19 protein-coding genes are annotated in these 22,805 nt (G+C 72.0%); 11 read left to right on the top strand and 8 right to left on the bottom strand.

The features are described from left to right. The 3 genes from treS to glgB all read left to right on the top strand — a co-directional run. Window positions 1–1,351: maltose alpha-D-glucosyltransferase (treS, locus tag FDO69_RS39665; protein ID WP_104788795.1), on the top strand; the 1,351-nt coding region annotated here is incomplete at its 5' end. A gap of 192 nt (window positions 1,352–1,543) precedes the next feature. After that, complete coding sequence (locus FDO69_RS39660) at window positions 1,544–2,986, top strand: maltokinase N-terminal cap-like domain-containing protein (RefSeq protein WP_104788793.1); 1,443 nt, start codon at window positions 1,544–1,546, stop codon at window positions 2,984–2,986. Window positions 2,987–3,014: 28 nt separating this feature from the next. Next, window positions 3,015–5,960, top strand: a complete 2,946-nt coding sequence (glgB, locus tag FDO69_RS39655; RefSeq protein WP_104788790.1) for a 1,4-alpha-glucan branching enzyme — start codon at window positions 3,015–3,017, stop codon at window positions 5,958–5,960. A gap of 48 nt (window positions 5,961–6,008) precedes the next feature. Here the strand turns inward: glgB and FDO69_RS39650 are convergent, their stop codons facing one another. After that, window positions 6,009–7,001, bottom strand: a complete 993-nt coding sequence (locus FDO69_RS39650; protein WP_104788787.1) for an alpha/beta hydrolase — start codon at window positions 6,999–7,001, stop codon at window positions 6,009–6,011. Window positions 7,002–7,173: 172 nt separating this feature from the next. On the opposite strand from FDO69_RS39650, the gene FDO69_RS39645 reads away from it, so the two are divergent. From FDO69_RS39645 to FDO69_RS39635, 3 genes are all read left to right on the top strand, one after another. Further along, complete coding sequence (locus FDO69_RS39645; RefSeq protein ID WP_104788785.1) at window positions 7,174–8,118, top strand: LysR family transcriptional regulator; 945 nt, start codon at window positions 7,174–7,176, stop codon at window positions 8,116–8,118. Between the two features lie 124 nt (window positions 8,119–8,242). After that, a complete protein-coding gene (locus tag FDO69_RS39640; RefSeq protein WP_104788813.1) occupies window positions 8,243–8,704 on the top strand; it encodes a hypothetical protein in 462 nt (153 codons plus the stop codon). Continuing rightward, the gene (locus FDO69_RS39635) at window positions 8,701–9,111 is read left to right on the top strand and encodes a hypothetical protein (RefSeq protein ID WP_104788782.1); all 411 of its coding nucleotides are present in this window, start codon (window positions 8,701–8,703) and stop codon (window positions 9,109–9,111) included. Before FDO69_RS39640 ends, FDO69_RS39635 begins: the two co-directional genes overlap by 4 nt. 37 nt (window positions 9,112–9,148) lie before the next feature. Here FDO69_RS39635 and FDO69_RS39630 read toward each other — a convergent pair whose 3' ends face one another. From FDO69_RS39630 to FDO69_RS39615, 4 genes are all read right to left on the bottom strand, one after another. Next, window positions 9,149–11,380 (bottom strand): HelD family protein, encoded by a 2,232-nt coding sequence (locus FDO69_RS39630; protein ID WP_170321013.1) that lies wholly within the window; start codon window positions 11,378–11,380, stop codon window positions 9,149–9,151. 172 nt (window positions 11,381–11,552) lie between these two features. Then, entirely contained in the window at window positions 11,553–11,867 is a 315-nt protein-coding gene (locus FDO69_RS39625) for a thioredoxin family protein (protein ID WP_104788811.1), read from the bottom strand. Between the two features lie 5 nt (window positions 11,868–11,872). Further along, a complete protein-coding gene (locus tag FDO69_RS39620) occupies window positions 11,873–12,301 on the bottom strand; it encodes a MerR family transcriptional regulator (RefSeq protein ID WP_104788776.1) in 429 nt (142 codons plus the stop codon). A gap of 29 nt (window positions 12,302–12,330) precedes the next feature. Further along, window positions 12,331–12,840, bottom strand: a complete 510-nt coding sequence (locus FDO69_RS39615; protein ID WP_234388303.1) for an Lrp/AsnC family transcriptional regulator — start codon at window positions 12,838–12,840, stop codon at window positions 12,331–12,333. A gap of 45 nt (window positions 12,841–12,885) precedes the next feature. Between FDO69_RS39615 and FDO69_RS39610 the strand changes: the two genes are divergently transcribed. Both FDO69_RS39610 and FDO69_RS39605 read left to right on the top strand, forming a co-directional pair. Next, window positions 12,886–13,797, top strand: a complete 912-nt coding sequence (locus FDO69_RS39610; RefSeq protein ID WP_104788806.1) for an NAD-dependent epimerase/dehydratase family protein — start codon at window positions 12,886–12,888, stop codon at window positions 13,795–13,797. 1 nt (window position 13,798) lies between these two features. Further along, the gene (locus FDO69_RS39605) at window positions 13,799–14,692 is read left to right on the top strand and encodes an aldo/keto reductase (RefSeq protein WP_104788774.1); all 894 of its coding nucleotides are present in this window, start codon (window positions 13,799–13,801) and stop codon (window positions 14,690–14,692) included. A gap of 119 nt (window positions 14,693–14,811) precedes the next feature. Here the strand turns inward: FDO69_RS39605 and FDO69_RS39600 are convergent, their stop codons facing one another. Beyond that, a complete protein-coding gene (locus tag FDO69_RS39600; RefSeq protein ID WP_104788771.1) occupies window positions 14,812–16,488 on the bottom strand; it encodes a DHA2 family efflux MFS transporter permease subunit in 1,677 nt (558 codons plus the stop codon). 111 nt (window positions 16,489–16,599) lie between these two features. On the opposite strand from FDO69_RS39600, the gene FDO69_RS39595 reads away from it, so the two are divergent. Beyond that, a complete protein-coding gene (locus FDO69_RS39595) occupies window positions 16,600–17,214 on the top strand; it encodes a TetR/AcrR family transcriptional regulator (RefSeq protein ID WP_104788768.1) in 615 nt (204 codons plus the stop codon). Window positions 17,215–17,358: 144 nt separating this feature from the next. On the opposite strand, the gene FDO69_RS39590 is transcribed toward FDO69_RS39595, so the two are convergent. Then, a complete protein-coding gene (locus FDO69_RS39590) occupies window positions 17,359–18,756 on the bottom strand; it encodes a cation:dicarboxylate symporter family transporter (RefSeq protein WP_104788766.1) in 1,398 nt (465 codons plus the stop codon). A gap of 198 nt (window positions 18,757–18,954) precedes the next feature. Between FDO69_RS39590 and FDO69_RS39585 the strand changes: the two genes are divergently transcribed. Both FDO69_RS39585 and FDO69_RS39580 read left to right on the top strand, forming a co-directional pair. Next, window positions 18,955–20,628 carry a sensor histidine kinase gene (locus FDO69_RS39585; RefSeq protein WP_104788763.1) on the top strand — a complete coding sequence of 558 codons (1,674 nt, stop codon included), beginning with the start codon at window positions 18,955–18,957 and terminating at the stop codon, window positions 20,626–20,628. Continuing rightward, window positions 20,625–21,311 carry a response regulator gene (locus tag FDO69_RS39580; protein ID WP_104788761.1) on the top strand — a complete coding sequence of 229 codons (687 nt, stop codon included), beginning with the start codon at window positions 20,625–20,627 and terminating at the stop codon, window positions 21,309–21,311. The genes FDO69_RS39585 and FDO69_RS39580 overlap by 4 nt, the downstream gene beginning before the upstream one ends. A 139-nt stretch (window positions 21,312–21,450) precedes the next feature. Here FDO69_RS39580 and FDO69_RS39575 read toward each other — a convergent pair whose 3' ends face one another. After that, window positions 21,451–22,797 carry an enolase C-terminal domain-like protein gene (locus FDO69_RS39575; protein WP_104788758.1) on the bottom strand — a complete coding sequence of 449 codons (1,347 nt, stop codon included), beginning with the start codon at window positions 22,795–22,797 and terminating at the stop codon, window positions 21,451–21,453. Window positions 22,798–22,805 lie beyond the last annotated feature (8 nt).

Raw genomic sequence — 22,805 nt, 5'->3', positions numbered from 1 at the left:
CGACCAGCACCCGTGGTTCCAGGAGTCGCGCAAGGACCCCGACGGGCCCTACGGCGATTACTACGTGTGGGCCGACGACGACAAGCAGTACCAGGACGCGCGGATCATCTTCGTCGACACCGAGGCCTCCAACTGGACCTACGACCCGGTCCGCAAGCAGTACTACTGGCACCGCTTCTTCTCCCATCAGCCGGACCTCAACTACGAGAACCCGGCCGTGCAGGAGGAGATGATCTCCGCGCTGAAGTTCTGGCTGGACCTGGGCATCGACGGGTTCCGGCTGGACGCGGTGCCGTACCTGTACCAGCAGGAGGGCACGAACTGCGAGAACCTGCCCGCCACGCACGACTTCCTGAAGCGGGTGCGCAAGGAGATCGACGCGCAGTACCCGGACACCGTGCTGCTGGCGGAGGCCAACCAGTGGCCCGAGGACGTCGTCGACTACTTCGGCGACTACCCGAGCGGTGGCGACGAGTGCCACATGGCGTTCCATTTCCCGGTCATGCCGCGCATCTTCATGGCCGTACGGCGGGAATCGCGCTACCCGGTCTCCGAGATCCTGGCCAAGACCCCGGCGATCCCGTCGAACTGCCAGTGGGGCATCTTCCTGCGCAACCACGACGAGCTCACGCTCGAGATGGTCACCGACGAAGAGCGCGACTACATGTGGGCCGAGTACGCCAAGGATCCCCGCATGCGCGCCAACATCGGCATCCGCAGGCGCCTCGCCCCGCTGCTGGACAACGACCGCAACCAGATCGAGCTGTTCACGGCCCTGCTGCTGTCGCTGCCGGGCTCGCCGATCCTGTACTACGGCGACGAGATCGGCATGGGCGACAACATCTGGCTCGGTGACCGGGACGCGGTGCGCACACCGATGCAGTGGACGCCGGACCGCAACGCGGGGTTCTCCTCGTGCGATCCGGGGCGGCTGTTCCTGCCCACGATCATGGACCCGGTCTACGGCTACCAGGTCACGAGCGTCGAGGCGTCCATGGCCTCGCCCTCGTCGCTGCTGCACTGGACCCGCCGCATGATCGAGATCCGCAAGCAGAACCCGGCCTTCGGGCTCGGCTCGTACACCGAGCTGCCCTCCTCCAACCCCGCGGTGCTGGCGTTCCTGCGCGAGGCCCCCGTTTCTGCGGAAGGAGGGGACGACCTGGTGCTGTGCGTGAACAACTTCTCCCGTTTCGCACAGCCCACCGAGCTGGACCTGAGCGCCTTCGAGGGGCGGCACCCGGTGGAGCTGTTCGGCGGGGTCCGCTTCCCGGCGATCGGCGAGCTGCCGTATCTGCTGACGCTCGGGGGCCACGGGTTCTACTGGTTCAGGCTCCGCAAGGAGACCATGTGAGGCCTGAGAAGGCCTGTTGAGGCCCGATTCGCGGGACGGGCCGCAAACCCGGCGGCGGGGCGTTTCCTCCGCCCCGCCCGGGGCACGCATCAGTAACACCCCGCCCACCCGCGTGAGCCGGAGGGGCGCCCTCAGGGACCGGCTGCACGGCACCCGGAGGCGCACCAAGAATGGGTGAAAGGACGCGACGCCATGTCGGAAGCCGTCACACGCACCGTCACCACCCCGCCCGGCCTCCTTGCCTCCCTCGACCCGTTGCTGCGGGAGTGGCTGCCGCGGCAGCGCTGGTTCGCGGGCAAGGGGCGGCCGGTCACCGGGTTCACGCTGGTCGAGGCCACCGAGCTGCTCCCGGCCACGTCCAAGCTGGGCCTGTACCACCTGCTCGTCCGCGCCCATCAGCCCGTCGTGCCGTCCCACGGCGCGCCCGGTCACCCTGGTGACTGCTACCAGCTGCTGATAGGCGTGCGCGAGGCGCTGCCGCCTCGGCTGGCGCCCGCGCTGATCGGACATGTGCCGACCGGGCCGCTGGCCGGGCGGACCGTCTACGACGCACTGCACGACACCCGGCCCGCCGAGGTGCTCCTGGAGGCGCTGCGCGCACAGGCCCGGGTCGGACGGCTCCGCTTCGAGCGGGATCCCGGCCAGGACATCCGCTCCGGGCTGGTACCGCGCGTGGTGACCGCCGAGCAGTCCAACTCGTCGATCGTCTACGGAGATACGTTCATCCTCAAGCTGCTTCGCCGGATCGTGCCCGGAGTCAACCCCGATCTGGAGCTGCCGCTCGCACTGGCCCGGGAGAACTGCCCCCGGGTGCCCGCGCCGACGGCCTGGATGGTCGCGGACATCGATCCCTCGGCGGACCCGGTCGTAGCGGCAGGCCCTGCGGACCTCGCCGGCCGGCCCTACGTCCTGGGAGTGCTCCAGCCGTTTCTGCAGGGCGCCTCCGACGGCTGGGAGCTGGCCCTGCGCGAGCTGGCCAAGGGCGAGGACTTCGGCGCCGAGGCGCGGGCCCTGGGGCGGGCCACCGCCGAGGTGCACACCGCGCTGGCCCGGGCGTTGCCGACCGTCACGCTCGGTCACATGCAGCTCCGGACGATGGTCGACGGCATGATCGAGCGGCTGGACGCGGCCGTCCAGGCAGTGCCCGCGCTGCGGCCGTACGCCGGTGGGCTGCGGTCGGCGTTCACGGCGCTGGGCGACCTCGCCGCCGAGGGCCGCACCTGGACCGCGCAGCGGGTGCACGGCGATCTGCATCTCGGGCAGTGCCTGCGCTCGCCGTCCGGCGAGTGGCGGCTGATCGACTTCGAGGGAGAGCCGGCCCGGCCGCTGGCCGAGCGCCGCATGCCGCAGCCGGCGGTGCGGGACGTCGCCGGCATGCTGCGGTCCTTCGACTACGCGGCACGCTCGGCCGACCCGCCTCAGCCGGACTGGGCCGAGACCTGCCGCTCCGCGTACTGCTCCGGCTACGCGGAGGCCTCCGGCCTCGACCCGCGCACCGACCCGGTGCTGCTGCGGGCCTACGAGACGGACAAGGCGATCTACGAGGTGGTGTACGAGGCCCGGCACCGCCCCGACTGGCTGCCGGTGCCCCTGGCCGCCATAGACCGGCTCGCCTCGACCGGCCACCTGACCTGACCGACCCCTCGCCCTGGAGGCTCCGCCCGTGACCCCCCGCCCTGAGTCCAGCGGTTCGCGTCCCAAGGGGACCGCCGGGGAGAAGATCCCCGAGCAGCCCACGGCCGCCCAGCGGAAGAGCGCCGCGAAGAAGACGGCGGTGCCCAAACAGGCAGCGGCGAAGAAGGCGGCCCCCGCGAAGGCGACCGCCAAGAAGGCCGCCGCCGGCAAGACCACCGCAAGCAAGACCACCGCCGGCAGGACGGTGGCCAAGAAGGCGGCGACGAAGAAGGCCGCCGCCCAGAAGACGCCGGTCGCACAGCCCACGGCGGAGAAAGCGGCCGTCGCGAAGAAGACCGCGGCGAAGAGCGCGGCCAAGACGGCCGTGAAGACCGCCGCCGCGCAGAAGACCGCCGCGAAAAAGACCGCGGCCAAGTCGGCTGTGAAGAAGTCCGCCGCGAAGAAGGCCACGGCGAAGAAGGCGACCGCCGTCAAGGCCACCGCCGTCAAGGCCACCGCCGTCAAGGCCACGGCCAAGAAGGCCGCCGTGAAGAAGGCGCCCGCAGCGAAGGCCCTCGCGAAGAAGACCACGGCGTCCGAGGCGCCCGCGGAGACGGCCCTCCCGAAGAAGACCACCGCGTCCGAGGCGCCCGCGGAGACGGCCCTCCCGAAGAAGACCACCGCGTCCGAGGCGCCCGCGGAGACGGCCCTTTCGAAGAAGAGCGCGGCCAGGAAGGCCCCGGCCCGGAAGGCACCTGCCGGGAAGCCCGCTGCCGCTCAGGTCGTTCCGCCGGAGATGGAGGTCGCCGTCTCGCCCGCCGTCGACGCGGTGGACCGGGAGCGGCTGCTCGGCGGCACACACCACGCCCCGCACTCCGTCCTCGGCGCGCACCCCGTGCCCGGCGGCATCGCCTTCCGGGCGTTCCGTCCGTACGCCCTGTCGGTGACCGTCGTCTCCGGAGAACTGCGGGCCGAGCTGCACGACGACGGGGAGGGGTTCTTCTCGGGGCTGCTGCCGCTGCGGGAGGTCCCGGCCTACCGGCTGATCGTGGAGTACGAGGGCACGGTCCTGGAGACCGAGGACGCCTACCGCTTCCTGCCCACCCTGGGCGACCTCGACCTGCACCTGATCGGCGAGGGCCGGCACGAGGAGCTGTGGACGGCGCTCGGTGCGCACCCGACGACCCACCAGGGCGTGACCGGCACCCGGTTCGCGGTCTGGGCGCCGAACGCGCGCGGGGTGCGCGTGGCCGGCACCTTCAACTTCTGGGACGGCACCGGGCACGTCATGCGGTCGCTGGGCTCGTCCGGGGTGTGGGAGCTGTTCCTGCCGGACGTCGGCGAGGGCGAGCTGTACAAGTTCGAGATCACCCGCGCCGACGGTTCGAAGACGCTGCGCGCCGACCCGCTGGCCCGCCGCACGGAGGTACCGCCCGCCACCTCGTCGGTGATCACCTCCTCGGAGTACGAGTGGGGCGACGCCGACTGGGTGGCCCGGCGCGCCGAAGTTCCCGCGCACGAGGCGCCCTTCTCGGTGTACGAGGTCCACCTGCCCTCCTGGCGGCCGGGGCTGACGTACCGCCAGCTCGCCGAGCAGCTCCCCGGGTACGTGAAGAACCTGGGCTTCACGCACGTCGAGCTGATGCCGGTCGCGGAGCATCCGTTCGGCGGGTCGTGGGGCTATCAGGTGACCGGCTTCTACGCGCCGACGGCCCGGCTGGGCACGCCGGACGACTTCCGGTTCCTGGTCGACAAGCTGCACCAGGCCGGCATCGGCGTCCTCATGGACTGGGTGCCGGCGCACTTCCCGCGGGACGCCTGGGCGCTGGCCGAGTTCGACGGCAGGCCCCTGTACGAGCACGAGGATCCGCTGCGGGCCGCGCACCCCGACTGGGGCACGCTGGAGTTCGACTTCGGGCGCAACGAGGTGCGCAACTTCCTCGTGGCGAACGCCGTCTACTGGTGCGAGGAGTTCCACATCGACGGCCTGCGCGTGGACGCCGTCGCCTCGATGCTCTACCTGGACTACTCGCGCGAGCCGGGCCAGTGGACGCCCAACGAGCACGGCGGGCGGGAGAACCTGGACGCGGTGGCGTTCCTCCAGGAGATGAACGCGACGGTCTACCGCAGGGTGCCCGGCGTGGTCACGATCGCCGAGGAGTCCACCGCCTGGGACGGTGTCACCCGCGCCACCCACCACAAGGGCCCGAGCGGTTTCGGCGGGCTCGGGTTCGGGCTGAAGTGGAACATGGGCTGGATGCACGACTCGCTGCAGTACATGAGCCACGAGCCGGTGCACCGCAAGTACCACCACGGGGAGATGACCTTCTCCATGGTGTACGCCTACAGCGAGAACTACGTGCTGCCGATCTCGCACGACGAGGTCGTGCACGGCAAGCGTTCCCTGGTGTCGAAGATGCCCGGCGACTGGTGGCAGCAGCGCGCCGGGGTCCGGTCCTACCTGGGCTTCATGTGGGCCCACCCGGGCAAGCAACTGCTCTTCATGGGGCAGGAGTTCGCCCAGGGCGCCGAGTGGTCCGAGGCGCACGGCCCCGACTGGTGGCTGCTGGACCCGGGCTACGGGGCCGAGCCCGACCACCGCGGTGTGCGCGATCTGGTCCGCGACCTGAACACCGTGTACCGGGCGACCCCGGCGCTGTGGCGGCTGGACACGGACCCGGCCGGTTTCGAGTGGATCGTCGGGGACGCCGCCGAGGACAACGTCCTCGCGTTCCTGCGGCTGGACCCGGAGGGCGTCCCGGTGCTGGCGGTGTCCAACTTCGCGCCGGTCACCCGCCAGGACTACCGCCTGGGCGTCCCCGACGACGTCCCCGCCTGGCACGAGGCCGTGAACACCGACGCGGCCCGCTACGGCGGCAGCGACGTCACCAACCCCGATCCGGTCAAGCCCGAACCCCAGTCCTGGCACGGCCGCCCGGCCAGCATCCGCCTGACCCTGCCGCCCCTGGCGACGGTGTGGCTGCGGCCGGCTTAGGGGGCCGGGGACGCGACAGGGAGATCAGCGAGCGTGTGCGGGGGCGGCTCATTCCGCCGCTCCCGTCAGCGCGTGCGCGATGTGGTCGGCGAGCGGGAACAGCCAGTCACCTCGCGCGTTGCCGAGCAGGTGGTCGCCGTGCGGCACCGACAGGTGGGTGCCGTGCGGTGCCAGCCGGGCGAGCGGCTCGCCGTCGGTCACGCCGGGGATGACGTCCCGGCCGCCGTCCACGACCAGCAGGGGTGCTTCGATGCGCGGTGCCAGGTCGGTGAGGTCCACCCGGCGGGCGAAGGCGCGGGCGGCGTCGGCCCCTCCGGCCCGCTCGGTCATGATGTCCCGTACGGGCTGGGGCAGTTCGGTCCAGTCGAGGCGGAAGGGGCCGCTGACGGTGGCGACGGCCGCCACGCGTGGCTCCAGTGCCGCCGTCCGCGCCGCGTAGTAGCCGCCCAGGCTGAGACCGACGAGCCCGGCACGAGCGACGCCGAGGGCGTCGAGGACCCGGCCGACCACCTGCTCGTAGTCCGGCGTGAGGGTGGTCGTGGCCGTGAGGGCGCCCTGCCCGGGGCCGTCCATCGCGTACACCGCGAGCCCCCTGGCCAGCAGCGCGGAGGCCAGGCCCAGGAACTCCTCCTTGGCCGAGTCCAGGCCGGGGACGACGACGACCGTGCCGCGGGCGTCCGCGGGGCCGCGCAGCCAGCCGGTGAAGCCCTCGCCGTCGACGCGCCGCGCATCGGGCTCCAGGACGGTCAGCGCCCGGCTCAGGGCCCGGTCCGCGAGGGCGGCGGCACGGCCCGCCTCCGCGTACGGCGCGAGAGTGGCGAGGTGGTACCACCGGGCCGCCATCAGGAGGTGTTCACCCGCGGAGACGGACGATCCGGCCCGCTCCGCGCGCTCGACGCAGGCGTCCGCGGCGCGGGAGAGGGACGGTCCCCAGTCGGCGACGGAGGTGAGGCCCGCGGTGACGCGCCGGTACTCGTGGGGGTCGACGCCCGCGCCGGTGGCACGCGTCCACTGGGCGGCGGCGAACTCGGGGGCGTTCATCGGGTTCCTCCGGTCGGCAGGACGGTCTCGGCGGAGGCGACCGGGCGGGCCACCTCCCCCGCGGGAATGAGTCTGCGCATGCCGGCCATGCAACCTCGGCGGCGCCCGGTGATCCAACAACGAACCAGCAGGGCCGACAACTTCCGGTTGTCGTCGCCTAGGGTGGGGAGCCATGGATCTCGACATGGCGCAGGTACGGGCCTTCGTACGCGCCGCCGAGGAACTGCACTTCGGACGAGCCGCCGGCACGCTCGGCCTTTCCCAGCAGGCGTTGTCGAAGCGGATCGCACGGCTCGAATCGCTGCTCGGCACCGCGTTGTTCCAGCGCGGAGGCGGGGCGGTCGGCCTCACGGAGGCGGGGCGGCGTTTCCTCGGTCCGGCCCGGCAGGCCCTGACCTCGGCCGAGTCGGCGATCGCGGCCGCCGTAGGGCCGGATCGCCCCCTGCGGCTGGACGTCTGGGGGCACCTCTACGCGCCGATGCGGACCCTGGCCCACGTCGCTGAACAGGCCGGGGAGCTGACGCCGGGGCACGGGCGGGACCTGCCGTCGGTGACGGCGGCCCTGCTGCGCGGCGACATCGACGCGGCCTTCGGGCGGGTTCACCCCCCGCTGCACGCCGGGCTGACCCACCGCCTGGTCCGACTGGAGCCGGTGGACGCGGTGCTCGGCGCGGACCATCCCCTCGCATGCGAACCAGCGCTCCGGCCCGACCAGTTGGGCGGCAGCGTGCTGTGGGCGCCCGGTGCTCTGGACCGGCTCGACTTCCTGCACCGGTTCGCCCACCGCTTCGGCATCCCCACCACGGCCACGACCCTCAACCTGGGCCTCGCCCACTTCCTCGCCGAGGTGGTGGAGGACCCGCGGCGGTTCTCGCTGCTGCCCGCCGACGTCCCCCTACCTGACGTGCCGGGCCTGCGCAGCGTCCCGCTGGTCGACCCCACACCGCTCTACGCCTGGTCACTGCTGTGGCGCACGGGCAGCGGGCACCCGGGGCTGAAGACCCTCACCACCGCCTTCGCCGCCCAGGCAGGGCGGAGCCGGTGGCTGGAGTACGACCCGGCGCGCGACTGGCTGCCCGAACCACCCGGCAACCCGACCGCGGACAAGCCGGGTTGAGCCGGTCCTCCCGTGACACGGCTGTGACCGGAGGAGTGGCTTCCACCACAGCCCGCACGGTGGGGTCCTGGTGGGGTGGTGACATGGATGTCTCCGTGCTCACCTCGCAGGTCCCGCCGTGCTGATGAGTCTGGTCTCGGTGGCCTGTGCCGTCGGCGCGCTCGTCGCCGGGCTCGGTGTCGTCGCGATGGCGTTGCCCGGGCGGCCCGAGCCGTGGCTGGCCCACGTGATGCGCCGCGCAGGGGCGACGGCCGCGTGGGCGGCTGCGGCCGTGTACTCCCTGGGCTTCTTCGGTGTACTGGTGTCGGAGCACGCAGTCGGTGACGGGGCGGACTCGGTCCCGGCCCCGGCCTGCCGCGACGGCTTCGACGAGGCCACGCGGGAGGGGCTGTCCCATCACCGGTCCTCGTACCTGCCGCTGCGCTTCGACTGCGTCCGCGAGGACGGCTCCGTCTACTCCGGTGATCCGGACTACGGCTGGATGAACGGGACGAGCGCTGCCCTCGCCCTGTCTGCCGCACTGCTCTTCATCGGCGTGGGCTACGCGACCGAACTGCGTGCCCGGAAGGCCGCCGCGGCGTCATGACGCTGCTCCCGGTGTTCGTCGGGCTCGTGGTCGGGTGGGTAGCGCTGCGCGGGCTGCTGGCGCATCCGCTGCTCCCGCTGTGGGTGAAGATGTCAGTCTTCTGGGCGGTGCCGCTCACCGCGGCCACCTGGTTGTTCATCATGGCGGCGGACGATCCCGTCCTGTTCCCGGAGACCGCCCCCTGCCCCCGGGAGCCGTACCGAGAGGGCGTCATCGGGAGCGGGAAGGTCTCGGGGGTCTCCACCCCGTTTCCGCCGCGGGCCTACTGCCTGTGGGAGGACGGCACCGTCTACGAGCTCGCGCCCGGGGCCGAGTTCCTGTTCTGGGTCTTCTTCGCCCTGACGGTCGTACCGCTCGGGGCCGGGCTGTGGCACGCCCTGCGGGATCCGAGGTCGCTCCTGCGGTAGGCGGGCCCCGTACCCGGCCGGGTACGGGGCCGCTCCGCTACCCGAACGCGTCCGCCAGGGGCCCCGGCAGGTCCCCGGTGTGCAGCACGCCCAGCCGCTGGGTGGCCCGGGTCAGGGCCACGTACAGGTCGCTGGTGCCGTACCTGCCGGGCTCGACCACGAGGACGGAGTCGAACTCCAGGCCCTTGGCCTGGCGCGGGTCGAGCAGGACCACCGTCTGTGTGAGGTCGGGTTCGGCGCCCGCCGTCACGCCGTCCAGCCGGGACGCGAGGGAGCGGTGGAGGTCGCGCGGCGCGATCACCGCCAGCCTGCCCTCGGCCGGGGTGAGCTCCCCGACCGCCTTGGCGACGGCGCCCGGAAGGTCGTCGGTGGCACGCGCCCAGGGGCGCACGCCGGTCGAGCGGACCGAGCTGGGCGGCTCGAAGTCCGGGTGCTCGGCGCGCACCACGGCCGCGGCGACGTCCATGATCTCGGCCGGGGTGCGGTAGTTGACGCCCAGGCGGGTGTGCTCCCAGCGGTCCTCGACGTACGGCGAGAGGATGCCCGACCAGGAACCGACCCCGGCCGCCTCCGCCGTCTGGGCCGGGTCGCCGACCAGGGTCATCGAGCGGGTCGGGCTGCGCCGCATCAGCAGCCGCCACGCCATCGGCGACAGCTCCTGCGCCTCGTCGACGATGATGTGCCCGAACGCCCAGGTGCGGTCGGCGGCGGCGCGCTCGGCGGCGCTGCGGTGGTCGTCCTCCTCGTGCCGCTCGGCGAACCGCTCGGCGTCGATGATGTCGTGCGCGGACAGCACCTCGGAGCTCTCGGGGTCGTCCTCCTCCTTGTCCTCGAACTCGTAGGTCCGGGACGCGTAGGACACGTCGAGCACGCCCTGGGCGTAGGCGATCTGCCGCTGCCGCTCGCGCTCGGCACGGTCGCGGGCGAGCCGGTCGTCGTCGCCGAGGAGTTCGGCGGCCTCGTCGAGCAGCGGCACGTCCGCGACCGTCCAGCGCCGGGTCACCGGACGGCGTACGGCGTCGGCGTCCTCGGCGGGCAGGAACTCCTCCGGCGCGGCGAGGAAGTCGGCGACGAGCCGCTGCGGGGTCAGCAGCGGCCACAGCTGGTCGACGGCCGCCCAGACCTCGGGGTTCTCGGCGAGGTCGTCGCGGATCTGGGTGATGTCGCTGGGGTCGAGCAGGCTGGACCCGTCGAAGGGGTCGGTGCCGATCCGCTCCGCGTACAGGTCGGTGAGGGCGTTGAGGATGTGGCCCTCGAAGTGCTCGCGGGCGGCGTTGTGCGGCAGCTTGGCGGCGCGGGTGCGTTCGCGGGCCATGTTGACCAGGCCCTCGTCGAGCATCAGGACCTCGCGGTCGTGCTCGATGGCGATCACGGGGTCGGGCAGCGCCTGCCGGCCGCGCACGACCTCGGCGAGGACGTCGGCCATACCGGCGCGGCCCTTCACGGCGGCCGCCTCGGGCGTGTCGGTCGCGGTCGCCTTCACCCCGGGGAACAGCTCGCCCACGGTCGCGAGGAGCACCCCGGTCTCGCCGAGGGAGGGCAGCACCTCGCCGATGTAGCCGAGGAACGCCGGGTTGGGCCCGACGATCAGCACGGCCCGCTTGGCGAGCAGCTCCCGGTGCTCGTACAGCAGGTAGGCGGCGCGGTGCAGGGCGACGGCCGTCTTGCCGGTGCCGGGACCGCCCTCCACCACCATGACGCCGCGGTGCGGTGCGCGGATGATGCGGTCCTGGTCGGCCTGGATGGTCTGCACGATGTCGCCCATGCGGCCGGTGCGCGCCGAGTTGAGGGCGGCGAGCAGCACGGCGTCGCCCGTCGGGTCCTCGTGGCCGGTGCGGGTCTCGTCGCCGAGGTCGAGGATCTCGTCGTGCAGGTGGGTGACCCGGCGGCCGTCGGTGGCGATGTGCCGGCGGCGCCTGAGGCCCATCGGGGTGTGCCCGGTGGCGAGGTAGAAGGGGCGGGCGACATCGGCACGCCAGTCGATCAGGACCGGGGTGCGTTCGGCGTCGTCGGTGCGCAGGCCGATGCGGCCGATGCGGTGGGTGACGCCCGAGGTGAGGTCGATCCGGCCGAAGCACAGGGAGCCGTCCACCGCGTTCAGCGCGGCGAGCAGCCCGGAGCGCTCGGCGACGAGGATGTCCCGCTCGAGTCTGGCCTGCTGGGGCGTGTTGCCCTGCGCGAGCGCGTCCGTGACGGAGGTCTCGGCGTCGCCGCGCAGCGCGTCCACGCGCGCGTACAACCCGTCGATGAATTCCTGTTCCTGTCGCAATTCATCGTCCGGAAATTCGGTGTTTGACAATTCCGCTCCCGCCCGGATATACTGTGCTCACTGAACTTCACTGTGACTGCAATCGACTTGAAGTCACGAACAGACAAATATACGCAAGGAAATCCCCCGAGCGCAATTGCTCGGGGGATTTCCTGTTCACCGGGCGGGTCGGCTAGACCACGTCGGCCAGCTCCTCCAGCAGCCGCCGCTTGGCTCGCGCCCCCACCATCGACTTCACGGGCTCACCGCCGCGGAACACCATGAACGTCGGCATGGACAGCACCTTGTAGGCGTTGGTCGTCGCCGGATTGGAGTCCACGTCGAGCTGCACCACCTTCAGCCGGTCGCCCTCCTCGACGGCGAGAGCCTTGAGCACCGGCCCCATCTGCCGGCAGGGCGGGCACCAGTCGGCGGTGAACTCCACCAGCACCGGCAGCTCCGCGCCGATCACCTCCGCCTCGAAGTCCGCGTCCGTCACATCGATCACGCCGGTCACCATGGGTCCCCTCCCAGCTCGCAAACAGGCTCCGGACCGCCCGGAACCTCTGCCTCGGCGGCCAGCTCGGCCCGCGCCTGCTCGGCCCGCTCCAGCTGGCGCGCGACGGTGTCCCGCACGCCGGTCAGCTGTCCGATCAGCGCGTCGAGTTCGTCCAGCTTGCGCCGGTAGACCGCGAGCGACGCCGGGCACGAGTCGCCCTCGGGGTGCCCGGCGCGCAGGCACTCCACGAAGGGCCGCGTCTCCTCCAGGTCGAACCCGAAGTCCTGGAGCGTCCTGATCTGCCGCAGCAGGCGCAGGTCGCTCTCGTCGTAGGTCCGGTATCCGTTGACGGTGCGCCGCGCGGGCAGCAGCCCGCGCGACTCGTAGTACCGCAGCGTCCGCGTCGTGGTCCCGGCCCGTGCGGCCAGCTCGCCGATTCGCATGCGGTCGAACGTAATCCTTGACCCCGGCGTCAAGGCAACAGCGGTTTCCGCTCCACCGGGGAGGTCAGCACGATGGACGTCGTGGTGCGGCCCAGCGCGGAGACGGCCTCCAGGATCTCCTCCAGGTGGACGGTGTCCCGCACCGCGACCTTGAGGATCCAGCAGTCCTCCCCGACCACGTGGTGCACCTCGGTGATCTCGGGCCGCTCGATCAGCTCCAGGGTCCTGGGGTGCTTCAGGTTGTAGCCGCCGTGCGGGTCGACGCGGATGAACGCCTGGATGCCGTAGCCGAGCCGGGACGGCACGACATGGGCGCCGTAGCCGCTGATCACGCCCGCCGCCTCCAGCCGCCGCACCCGCTCGGTGACGGCCGCGGGGCTGAGTCTGACCCGGCGGCCCAGCTCGCTGAGCTTGATCCGGCCGTCGGTCTGGAGCAGCTGGAGGATCTGCCGGTCCAGCGCATCGAAGGCCACCGATGTTTCGTCGGCGGCGGTCCGCAACTGCCGTGGTTCTTTCGGCGCGGCGGCCTGAACTCCCATGGTTCCCCCTTCAGAGCGTGGATGTACGCCGGGAGAATTATGGCCATGGAAAAGGTTCTGGACGTCCTGGTCATCGGCGGCAACCGGTACGTCGGAAAGCGTCTGATCGCACGGCTGCTCGCCGAAGGCCACCGCGTCACCGTGCTCAACCGGGGCTCCTGCCCACCGCCCGCCGGGGTGGAGCACCTGCGCGCCGACCGGGACGACGAACGGTCGCTGACCGACGCGCTCGGCTCCCGCGTCTTCGACGTCGTCGTCGACCAGGTCTGCTACACCCCGCGCCAGGCCACGATCGCCCGCCGTGTCTTCGCCGGCCGCACCCGCCGCTATGTGATGACGTCGACGGTCGAGGTGTACGAGTACGAGGATTCCCCCGCCCTCGTGCGCGAGGAGTCCGTCGACCCGTCCGCCGTCGCCGTGGACCCGGACCTGCCCTGGGACGACCCCGCCTTCGTGGAGGCCCATTACGGGGAGGGCAAGCGGCAGGCCGAGGCGGTCCTCATGGCCGGACCGGAGTTCGAGTCCACGGTGGTGCGGGTCGCCCATGTGCTGGGCGGGGACGACGACTTCACGGGCAGGCTGGCCCACTACGCCGAGCGGATACGCACCGGCGAGCCGATCGCCGTGCCGGCGGTGAACCGGCCCGCCACCTACGTCTACGTCGAGGAGATCGCCCGGTTCCTGGCCTGGGCGGCGGGCGAGGACTTCACCGGGCCGGTGAACGCCGCCTCCCGCGGGGTGCTGAGCACCGAGGAGCTGTGCGTGGCGGTGAGCGCTCATGTGCCCGGCGGACGGGCCGAGTTCCGGCCCGTGGAGGTCGGTGAGGTCTCGCCGTTCTCCTTCCGCCGCTCCTACGGCATGGACAACACCCGGGCCACCCGGCTCGGCTTCGCCTTCGGGGACGCCCGGCAGTGGCTTCCGCGGGCCGTCGCCGAGACGCTCGGGAAGGGTGACTGAGATGCGGTACAGGGCACTTGGCGGACTGCGGGTGAGCGCGGTCGGGCTCGGCGCGATGCCACTGTCCATCGAGGGCCGGCCGGACGAGGAGCGCGCACTGGCCACCGTGCACGCCGCGCTCGACGCGGGCGTGACGCTCCTGGACACGGCGGACTCGTACCATCTGCCGGGCGCGGAGCCCGGGCACAACGAACGTCTGGTGGCCCGGGCGCTGGCCTCGTACGGCGGTGACACCTCCGACGTCCTGGTGGCGACGAAGGGCGGACGCGGCCGGCCGGCGGGCGGCGACTGGACGGTGAACGGCTCCCCCCGCCACCTCAAGGCCGCCGCCGAGGCGTCGCGCAAGCGGCTCGGGGTGGAGGCGATCGGCCTCTACCAGCTGCACAAGCCGGACCCCGCGGTGCCCTTCGAGGAGTTGGCCGGCGCGCTGCGCGAGCTGCTCGACGCGGGCACGATCCGGCTGGCCGGGGTGTCCAACGCGGACGCGGACCAGATCCTGAAGGCCCGCGAGATCCTCGGCGACCGGCTGGTGTCGGTGCAGAACCGGTACTCCCCCGCCGTACGGGACAGCGAGCCGGCCCTGCGGCTGTGCGCGGAACTGGGGCTGGCGTTCCTGCCGTGGAGTCCGCTGGGCGGGCTGGCCCGCAGCTCCCTGGACGGGCCGTCGCGCACCGAGGGAAAGCAGCGCTTCGCGGTGTTCCACGCGGTGGCGGCGGAGCGCGGTGTCAGTCCTCAACAGGTCGCCCTGGCCTGGCTGCTGGCCCGGTCCCCGGTGGTGGTCCCGATCCCGGGGGCGAGCCGTCCGCGGACGATCAGGGACTCGGCGGCCGCGGCGGACCTGCTGCTGACGCCTCAGGAACGGGCCCGGCTGGACGAGGCGACCGGGCCGGCGTAGTGGCGGTCGCGAAGGCGGCGCCGACCGCCCTCGGGCGACGACGCCACACTCCTGCCCAGGGTGGGTCCGCGACGTCCGTCCTGCCCCGCCGGTGGGCGACGCGACGTCGCGGGCGCCTCTCAGCGGGCCCCTGCGGGCTCCGGTTCCCGGCTCTCCTCCCCGACGGGCTTTTCCGCCGTCTTCTCCTTGCCGGGCAGCAGCAGCGCCACCACCACCGTGCCGACGCCCAGGATCACGGCCCCGATCAGGCTGGTGTGGGCGACCGCGTCGGAGAAGGAGGACCCGACCGCGTCGGCCATCTGCCTGGCCCCGCCGCCGAGTTGCTCGGCCTGCGCCCGAAGCCGCTCGGCCTGCTGGGGGTCGCTCGTGTGCGCGGCCTGCTCGGCGAGCTGCCGGGCCTTGTCGCCGATGCCCTGCGCGACGGCGTACCCGGCCCCGACGGAGTCCTGGGCGGTGGAGAGGGACGACGCGGGGAGCTTGCTGCCGGCCGTGGCGTCCGAGAGGTGGCCGGAGTACGACGTCGCCAGCAGCGAGCCCAGGATGGCGATGCCCAGCGAACCGCCGAGCTCCAGCGACGTGTCGTTCACCGCGCCGCCGACGCCCAGCTCCGACTCCGGGAACGCGCCCATGATCGCGTCCGTGCAGGGTGAGAGCGCGAGTCCGATCGAGAGGCCGAGGACGACCAGGGGCGCGACGAAGTCGCCGTACGACGAACCGGCGTCGACCTGGGTGAGCAGCGCCAGGGCCGCCGTGCCGCCGACCATGCCCGCCGTGACGGTCCACTTCATGCCGACCCGGGGCGTGAGGAAGCCGGTGAGGGCCGCCCCCACGAACACGGCGCCCGCCAGCGGCAGCATGCGCAGGCCCGTGTCCAGGGCGTCGTAGCCGAGGACGAACTGCAGGTGCTGCGTCAGGTAGTAGAAGGCGCCGAAGACCGCCAGGAAGAACAGGGCGACGGCGAGGTTGGAGCCGGCGAAGCCGCGGTGGGTGAAGCGGCGGACGTCGAGCAGCGGGCGTGGGTGGCGCAGCTCCCACAGGACGAAGGCGACGAGCCCGGCTCCGGCGACGACCGCGGCGGCGGTGGCCTTGACGCCCCAGCCGAAGTGCGGCCCCTCGATGATCATGTAGACCAGTGCGGCGATCCACACCACCGACAGCAGCCCGCCGCCGTAGTCGATGCGCCCCCGGTCCGCGGCCTTGGACGGCGGTACGAGGACGAAGGAGCCGACGAGGGCCAGGACCACGACGGGGACGTTGATGAGGAACGTCGACGACCAGCCGTGATCCTCCAGCAGCGCCCCGGCGACCAGCGGTCCGGCCGCGATGGCGAGCCCGGCCGTGGCGGTCCACAGGGTGATGGCCTTGGCGCGTTCGGCGCGCGGGAAGGTCGCGGCGAGCAGGGACAAGGTGGCGGGCATGATCATCGCGGCACCGGCGCCCATCACGGCACGGGCGGCGATGACGGTCGTGGAGCTGTCGGCGAGACAGCCGAAGACGGAGCCGCCCGCGAAGACGACCAGGCCGAGGACGAGCGCGCCCCGGCGGCTGTACTTGTCGCCTATCGCGCCGAGCAGCAGCATCAGCGCGGCGTACGGGACGGTGTAGCCGTCGATCACCCACTGCAGGTCGGCGCTGGTCAGACCGAGGTCCTCGGTCATGGCGGGCGCGGCGACCGTGAGGGCGGTGTTGGCCATCACGATGATCAGCAGGCTGAGGCAGAGCACGAGGAGCGCCCACCAGCGGCGCGGGTAGGGGCGGTCCGTCCTCTCCGCCGGTTCGTTCATGACGAGTCGCATGGCAGGGGTCGCCTTCCCAGCTCGTAGTTGCACATAGATGTGCATTTACACAACGCTGTGCAATCTACGCCGTTGCACAGCACTGTGCAACTCGATGAGGGAAGGGGCACAATGGCGTCCATGACCACGGGAACCAGCCGCGCCGACGCCAACCGCCGGCGCATCCTCGACGTCGCCCTCCCCGAGCTGCTGCGCGACCCCGACGCGTCCATGGACCAGATCGCACGGGCCGCGGGCGTGGTACGGCGGACGGTGTACGGGCACTTCCCGAGCCGCGAGGCGCTGATCAGCACACTCGTCGACGAGGCCGTGGAGGCGCTGTCGGCCGCGCACGCGGCGGGCCGCGAGGACGTACGGGAACCGGCGGAGGCGGTGGCGCGCTCGGTGCTGGCGGTGTGGGAGATCGCCGACCGCTACCGGCTGCTGGTCGCCCTCGCCCAGCGCACGGTCACCATGCAGGGCATCCGGGAGCGGCTCGCCCCGGTCCGGGACGCGAGCATCGGGCTGCTGCAGCAAGGGCTGGACGAGAACGTCTTCAGCTCACCACTGCCGGCTCCGGCCCTGGCGTATGTGCACGAGCAGATGCTGTTCGCCGTGATGGAGGCCGTGAACGACGGACTGCTGGCAGCACGAGAGGCGGGCCGCTGCGCCGCGGTCACCGTACTGACCGCGGCGGGCGTGCCCGCCTCTGAGGCCACCGAGCTGGTGGCGAAGCTGAACGCGTGAGCCGCTCGACGCAACGCGTGGACTGCTCGACGCAACGCGTGAACTGCTCGATGTGACGCTGGGACTTCTCGAGATGTGGACCGGGCGGCTGAGCGACGGGGGGGACACCCAGCCGCCCGGGTTCTGTTGGGGGCGGCGCGGCTGTCAGGCCTTCGCCAGCTCCTTCTCGCCGCCCTGTTCGGGCACCTCGGCCTCGACGTGGTCGTCGGCCGGGCCGCCGTGGCCGTCGTCCAGCAGCGTCTTCTCGTCGAAGGGCAGCTGACCGGCGAGGACCTGGTTCACGCGGTCCTTGTCGATCTCCTTCGTCCAGGTGCCGATCAGCACCGTGGCGACGGCGTTGCCCGCGAAGTTGGTCAGGGCGCGGGCCTCGCTCATGAAGCGGTCGATGCCGACGATGAGGCCGATGCCGTCCACCAGGGCCGGCTTGTGCGACTGCAGACCGCCGGCCAGCGTGGCCAGACCCGCACCGGTGACACCGGCGGCACCCTTGGAGGCGACCAGCAGGAAGAGCAGCAGCGGGATCTGCTCACCGAGCGACATCGGCGTGCCCATGGCGTCGGCGATGAACAGCGAGGCCATGGTCATGTAGATCATGGTGCCGTCGAGGTTGAACGAGTAGCCGGTCGGGACGGTGATGCCGACCACCGGCTTGCTGACGCCCAGGTGCTCCATCTTCGCGATGAGCCGCGGCAGCGCGGACTCGGAGGAGGACGTGGACAGGATCAGCAGGAACTCCCGGCCCAGGTACTTGAACAGCGTGAAGACGTTCAGGCCGGCGACCACGCGCAGCAGCGTGCCGAGCACGATGAAGACGAACAGGAAACAGGTCACGTAGAAGCCGAGCATCAGCACGGCGAGGCTCTTGAGCGCCTCCACTCCGGCGGAGCCGGTGACGGCGGCGATGGCGCCGAAGGCACCGATCGGGGCGGCCCACATGACCATCGCGAGGATGCGGAAGACGAGCCGCTGGATGTGCTCGATGCCGCGCAGGATCGGCTGGCCGGCCGATCCCATGCCCTGCAGCGCGAAGCCCGCGAGGAGGGCGATCAGCAGGGTCTGGAGCACCGACTCGTTGGTGAAGGCCGACACGATGGTGGTCGGGATGATGCCGAGCAGGAACTCCGTGGTGTTCTTGGCCTCGGCATCGATCTGCGCGTGACCGGCGTCCTTGACCGCGTCGGTCACCGCGAGGCCGGTGCCCGGCTCCAGGATGTTGCCGACGACCAGGCCGATGCCCAGCGCGACGAGCGACATCACCATGAAGTAGCCCAGGGCGATACCTCCGACGGCACCGACCTTGGCGGCCTTCCGTACCGAGCCGATGCCCAGCACGATCGTGCAGAAGATGATCGGCGAGATCATCATCTTGATCAGGGCCACGAAACCCGTGCCGATCGGCTTCAGCTCTTGCGCGAAGTCCGGAGCGGCCAGGCCCACCGCGATACCGGCGGCGACCGCGATGATCACCGCGATGTAGAGGTAGTGCGTGCGGTCCCGCTTGGGTTTGCGTGCGGCAGGTGCCGTATCGGCTGCGCTGGTCACGGCGGCCCTCCTTGACGACGTCGTCGGCATCACCGGCGTGCGGCTCACGTCCGGGGAGACTCCGGGAAACTCGGGAGAAAACCGAGCGAAGCTCCCGGAGATGCGTTATAGGGAATGCCGTGACTATGTCCTTGTCTGTGAGCGCGGTCACCCTTCCGTTCATTTAGTTCACAATCAGCCACGAGGCAGACTGACGACATGCGCTTCACCGTCCCCGGTCCCCGCAGTCTGGCGGGCCAGCTCTTCGCCATGCAGGCCGTGCTGATAGCGGTCGTGGTGGCCGGATACGCGCTGTTCTCCTACGTCAGCGATCGCAGCCAGGCGGAAGAGGCCGCGACCCGCCAGGCCAGGGCGGTGGCGCGGTCCGTCGCGGACTCCCCGTCGGTGCTGGCGGCGACCCGCACCCCCGACCCGACGGCCGAGCTCCAGCCGTACGCACTGAAGGTGATGCGGGACACCGAGGTCGACTTCATCACGATCATGGATCCGCGGGGCACCCGCTGGACGCACCCCGACCCGAAGCAGATCGGCCAGACCTTCAAGGGGCACACCGAGCGGGCCCTGAAGGGCGAGACCTTCACCGAGACCTACACGGGCACGCTCGGCCCGTCGGTCCGCGCGGTCACCCCGATCCAGGACGGCGGCGAAGTGGTCGGCCTGGTCAGCGCGGGGATCCGGGTCGAGCAGATCACCCAGCGGGTCCAGGACCAGCTGACGGCCCTGCTCGGCGTCCCGGCCGGCGCGCTGGTGCTGGGCGCGGTCGGCACGTACGTCGTCAACGCCCGGCTGCGCCGCCACACCCACGGCATGAACGCGACGGAGCTGAGCCGGATGCACGACTACCATCAGGCGGCCCTGCACGCCGTGCGTGAGGGGCTGCTGATGCTGGACGGGCAGTACCGTGTGGCGCTGATCAACGACGGAGGTCGGGAGTTGCTCGGCGTGGCCGGGGACGTGGTGGGCAGGTCGGTGGCGGAGCTGGGGCTGCCGGCCCCGCTGACGGGTGCCCTGCTGGCGTCGGAGCCGCGGGTGGACGAGGTGCATCTCACGGCGTCCCGGGTCCTGGTGATCAACACCTCGCCGGTGTCGGGCGGCGAGCGGCGCGGTACCGTCGTCACCCTGCGCGATGTCACCGAACTCCAGTCGCTGATGGGTGAGTTGGACTCCGAGCGGGGCTTCACACAGGCGCTGCGCTCACAGGCGCACGAGGCGGCGAACCGACTGCACACGGTGGTCTCGCTGATCGAGCTGGGCCGGGCGGAGGAAGCGGTGGAGTTCGCGACGGCCGAGCTGGAGCTGGCACAGGCACTGACCGACCAGGTCGTGGCGGCGGTGAGCGAGCCGGTGCTGGCCGCGCTGCTGCTGGGCAAGACGGCCCAGGCGAACGAGCGGGGCGTGGAGCTGATGGTGTCGGAGGACAGCAGCCTGGACGACGGTCTGCTGCCCGAGTCCCTGCCGGCGCGGGACCTGGTGACCATCCTCGGCAACCTCATCGACAACGCCGTGGACGCGGCACAGGGCAGTGCGCGGGCCCGGGTGACGGTGGCGGCGTACACCCGCGGCTCGGGCGACGTCCCGGAGCTGGTGCTGCGGGTCTCGGACACGGGGCCGGGCGTGGACCCCGAGCACGCGGAGGCGGTCTTCCAGCGTGGCTTCTCGACGAAGCCGGCGGGCCCCGGCGGGCGGGGTCTCGGGCTGGCGCTCGTCCGTCAGGCGGTCCAGCGGCACGAGGGCTCCCTGACGGTCGCGGAGGCCGACGGGGGCGGCGCAGAGTTCGAGGTACGGCTGCCGCTGCGGGAGCCGGGGACGCCGGCGGACGCCGTGTCCTGCGGGGCCACCTCGGTGGCCAGAGGCGCTGGAGGCGACGCATGACGAGCAGCGAGAAGGCCATCCGCGTCCTGGTGGTGGAGGACGATCCGGTCGCCGCCGACGCGCACGTCCTGTACGTCGGGCGGGTGCCCGGGTTCGTGGCCGTGGGCAAGGCGCACTCGGGCGCGGAGGCCCGCCGGGCCCTGGAGCGCACCCCGGTGGACCTCCTCCTGCTCGATTTGCACCTGCCGGACGGGCACGGACTGCACCTGGCCCGGTCCCTCAGGGCGGCAGGCCATCACGCGGACGTGATAGCGGTGACGTCGGCCCGCGACCTGGCCGTCGTACGCGAGGGCGTCTCCCTCGGGGTCGTCCAGTACGTCCTGAAGCCGTTCACCTTCGCGACCCTGCGCGACCGCCTCGTGCGCTACGCCGAGTTCCACGCGGCGGTCGGCGAGGCGAGCGGCCAGGACGAGGTGGACCGGGCGCTCGCGGCCCTGCGCGCGCCGAGCCCGGCCGCGCTGCCCAAGGGACTGAGCGCGCCGACGCTCGAGCGGGTGACGGTGGCCCTGCGCGACAGCGCGGAGGGCCTGACGGCCGCCGGAGTCGCCGAGACCGTCGGCATCTCCCGCATCACGGCCCGCCGCTACCTGGAGCACCTGGTCGACGCGGGCCGCGCCGCCCGCCGCCCGCAGTACGGCACGGTGGGACGCCCGGAGCTGCAGTACCGCTGGGTCACGGGTTAGGGACGGTTCCTCGGCCACCGATCCCGTGATCCTCTTGCACGCCGTGATCACACGGCGCCCGAACCGCCCGCTCGGCGCCGCCGCCCGGGGCGCCCCCCTGCCGCTCGAGTACCGCCCTCGGTGACGCCGTCCGGGGCGGTCACCGCACCAGGCACGGCCGCTTCGGGTCGAACTGCCAGTCCGGGACCAGGTACCGCATGGCCGCGGCATCGTCCCGGGCCGCCAGCGCCTTCTCCCGGTACAGCTCGTGCGCCGCCAGCAGCCGGTCCATGTCGAGTTCGACGCCCAGCCCCGGCCCGGCCGGCACGGCGATCTCCCCGTCCACGATCCGGGGCGGCCGGACCGTCAGCCGCTCCAGCCCCTCCTGCCAGATCCAGTGCGTGTCCAGCGCGTTGTACTCCCCCGGCGCCGCCGCCCCGCAGTGGGTCACCATCGCCAGCGAGATGTCGAAGTGGTTGTTGGAGTGGCACCCCCACGTCAGCCCCGTCGCATGGCACAGCTGCGCCACCCGCACCGACCCCTGCATCGTCCAGAAGTGCGGATCGGCCAGCGGGATGGACACCGACTGAAGAGCCAGGGCGTGGGCCAGCTGTCGCCAGTCGGTGGCGATCATGTTGGTCGCGGTGGGCAGCCCCGTGGCCCTCCGGAACTCCGCGAGCACCTCCCGCCCCGAGTAACCGCCCTCCGCCCCGCACGGATCCTCGGCGTAGGCGAGCGTCCCCACCAGCGGCCGGCACAACTCCACGGCCTCCCGCAGCGACCACGCCCCGTTCGGGTCGAGAGTGATCCGGGCCTCGGGAAAACGCCGCTTGAGCGCCCGCACCGCCGCGACCTCATCGCTCCCCTCGCGTACACCCCCCTTGAGCTTGAAGTCCCGGAACCCGTACAGGTCGTACGCCGCCTCGGCCTGCCGCACGATCGCCTCCGCCGACAGCGCCTCCTCGTGCCGCACCCGGTACCACTCCACCGAGGAGCCGGGCTCCCGCACGTACTCCAGATCGGTCCGGTCCGGGTCGCCCACGTAGAACAGATAGCCCAGCACCCGCACCGAGTCCCGTTGCTGCCCGTCCCCCAGCAGCGCCGCCACCGGCACGTCCAGGTGCTGCCCCAGCAGGTCGAGCAGCGCCGACTCGACCGCAGTGACCGTGTGCACCGTGGTCCGCAGGTCGAACGTCTGCGCACCCCGACCGCCCGCGTCCCGGTCGGCGAACCGCTCACCGATCTCCCGCAGCACCCGCTTGTAGTCGCCCACCTTCGCCCCGACGACGAGGGACTCCGCGTCCCGCAGCGTCCGCGTGATCTTCTCGCCGCCGGGCACCTCCCCCAGCCCGGTCCGCCCCTCGGAGTCGGTGAGCACGACGACGTTGCGGGTGAAGTACGGCCCGTGCGCGCCGGAGAGGTTCAGCTCCATGCTGTCCCGTCCGGCGACGGGATGGACGGCGAACGACGTGACGACCGGCTGACGGCCGATGCTTTTGATGCTCATGGATCGCC

Source organism: Streptomyces tibetensis (genome assembly GCF_007655005.1).
Classification (GTDB): domain Bacteria; phylum Actinomycetota; class Actinomycetes; order Streptomycetales; family Streptomycetaceae; genus Streptomyces; species Streptomyces tibetensis.
The sequence above is the reverse complement of the archived record's forward strand: the minus strand, read 5'-3'. Positions and strand labels throughout refer to the sequence as shown.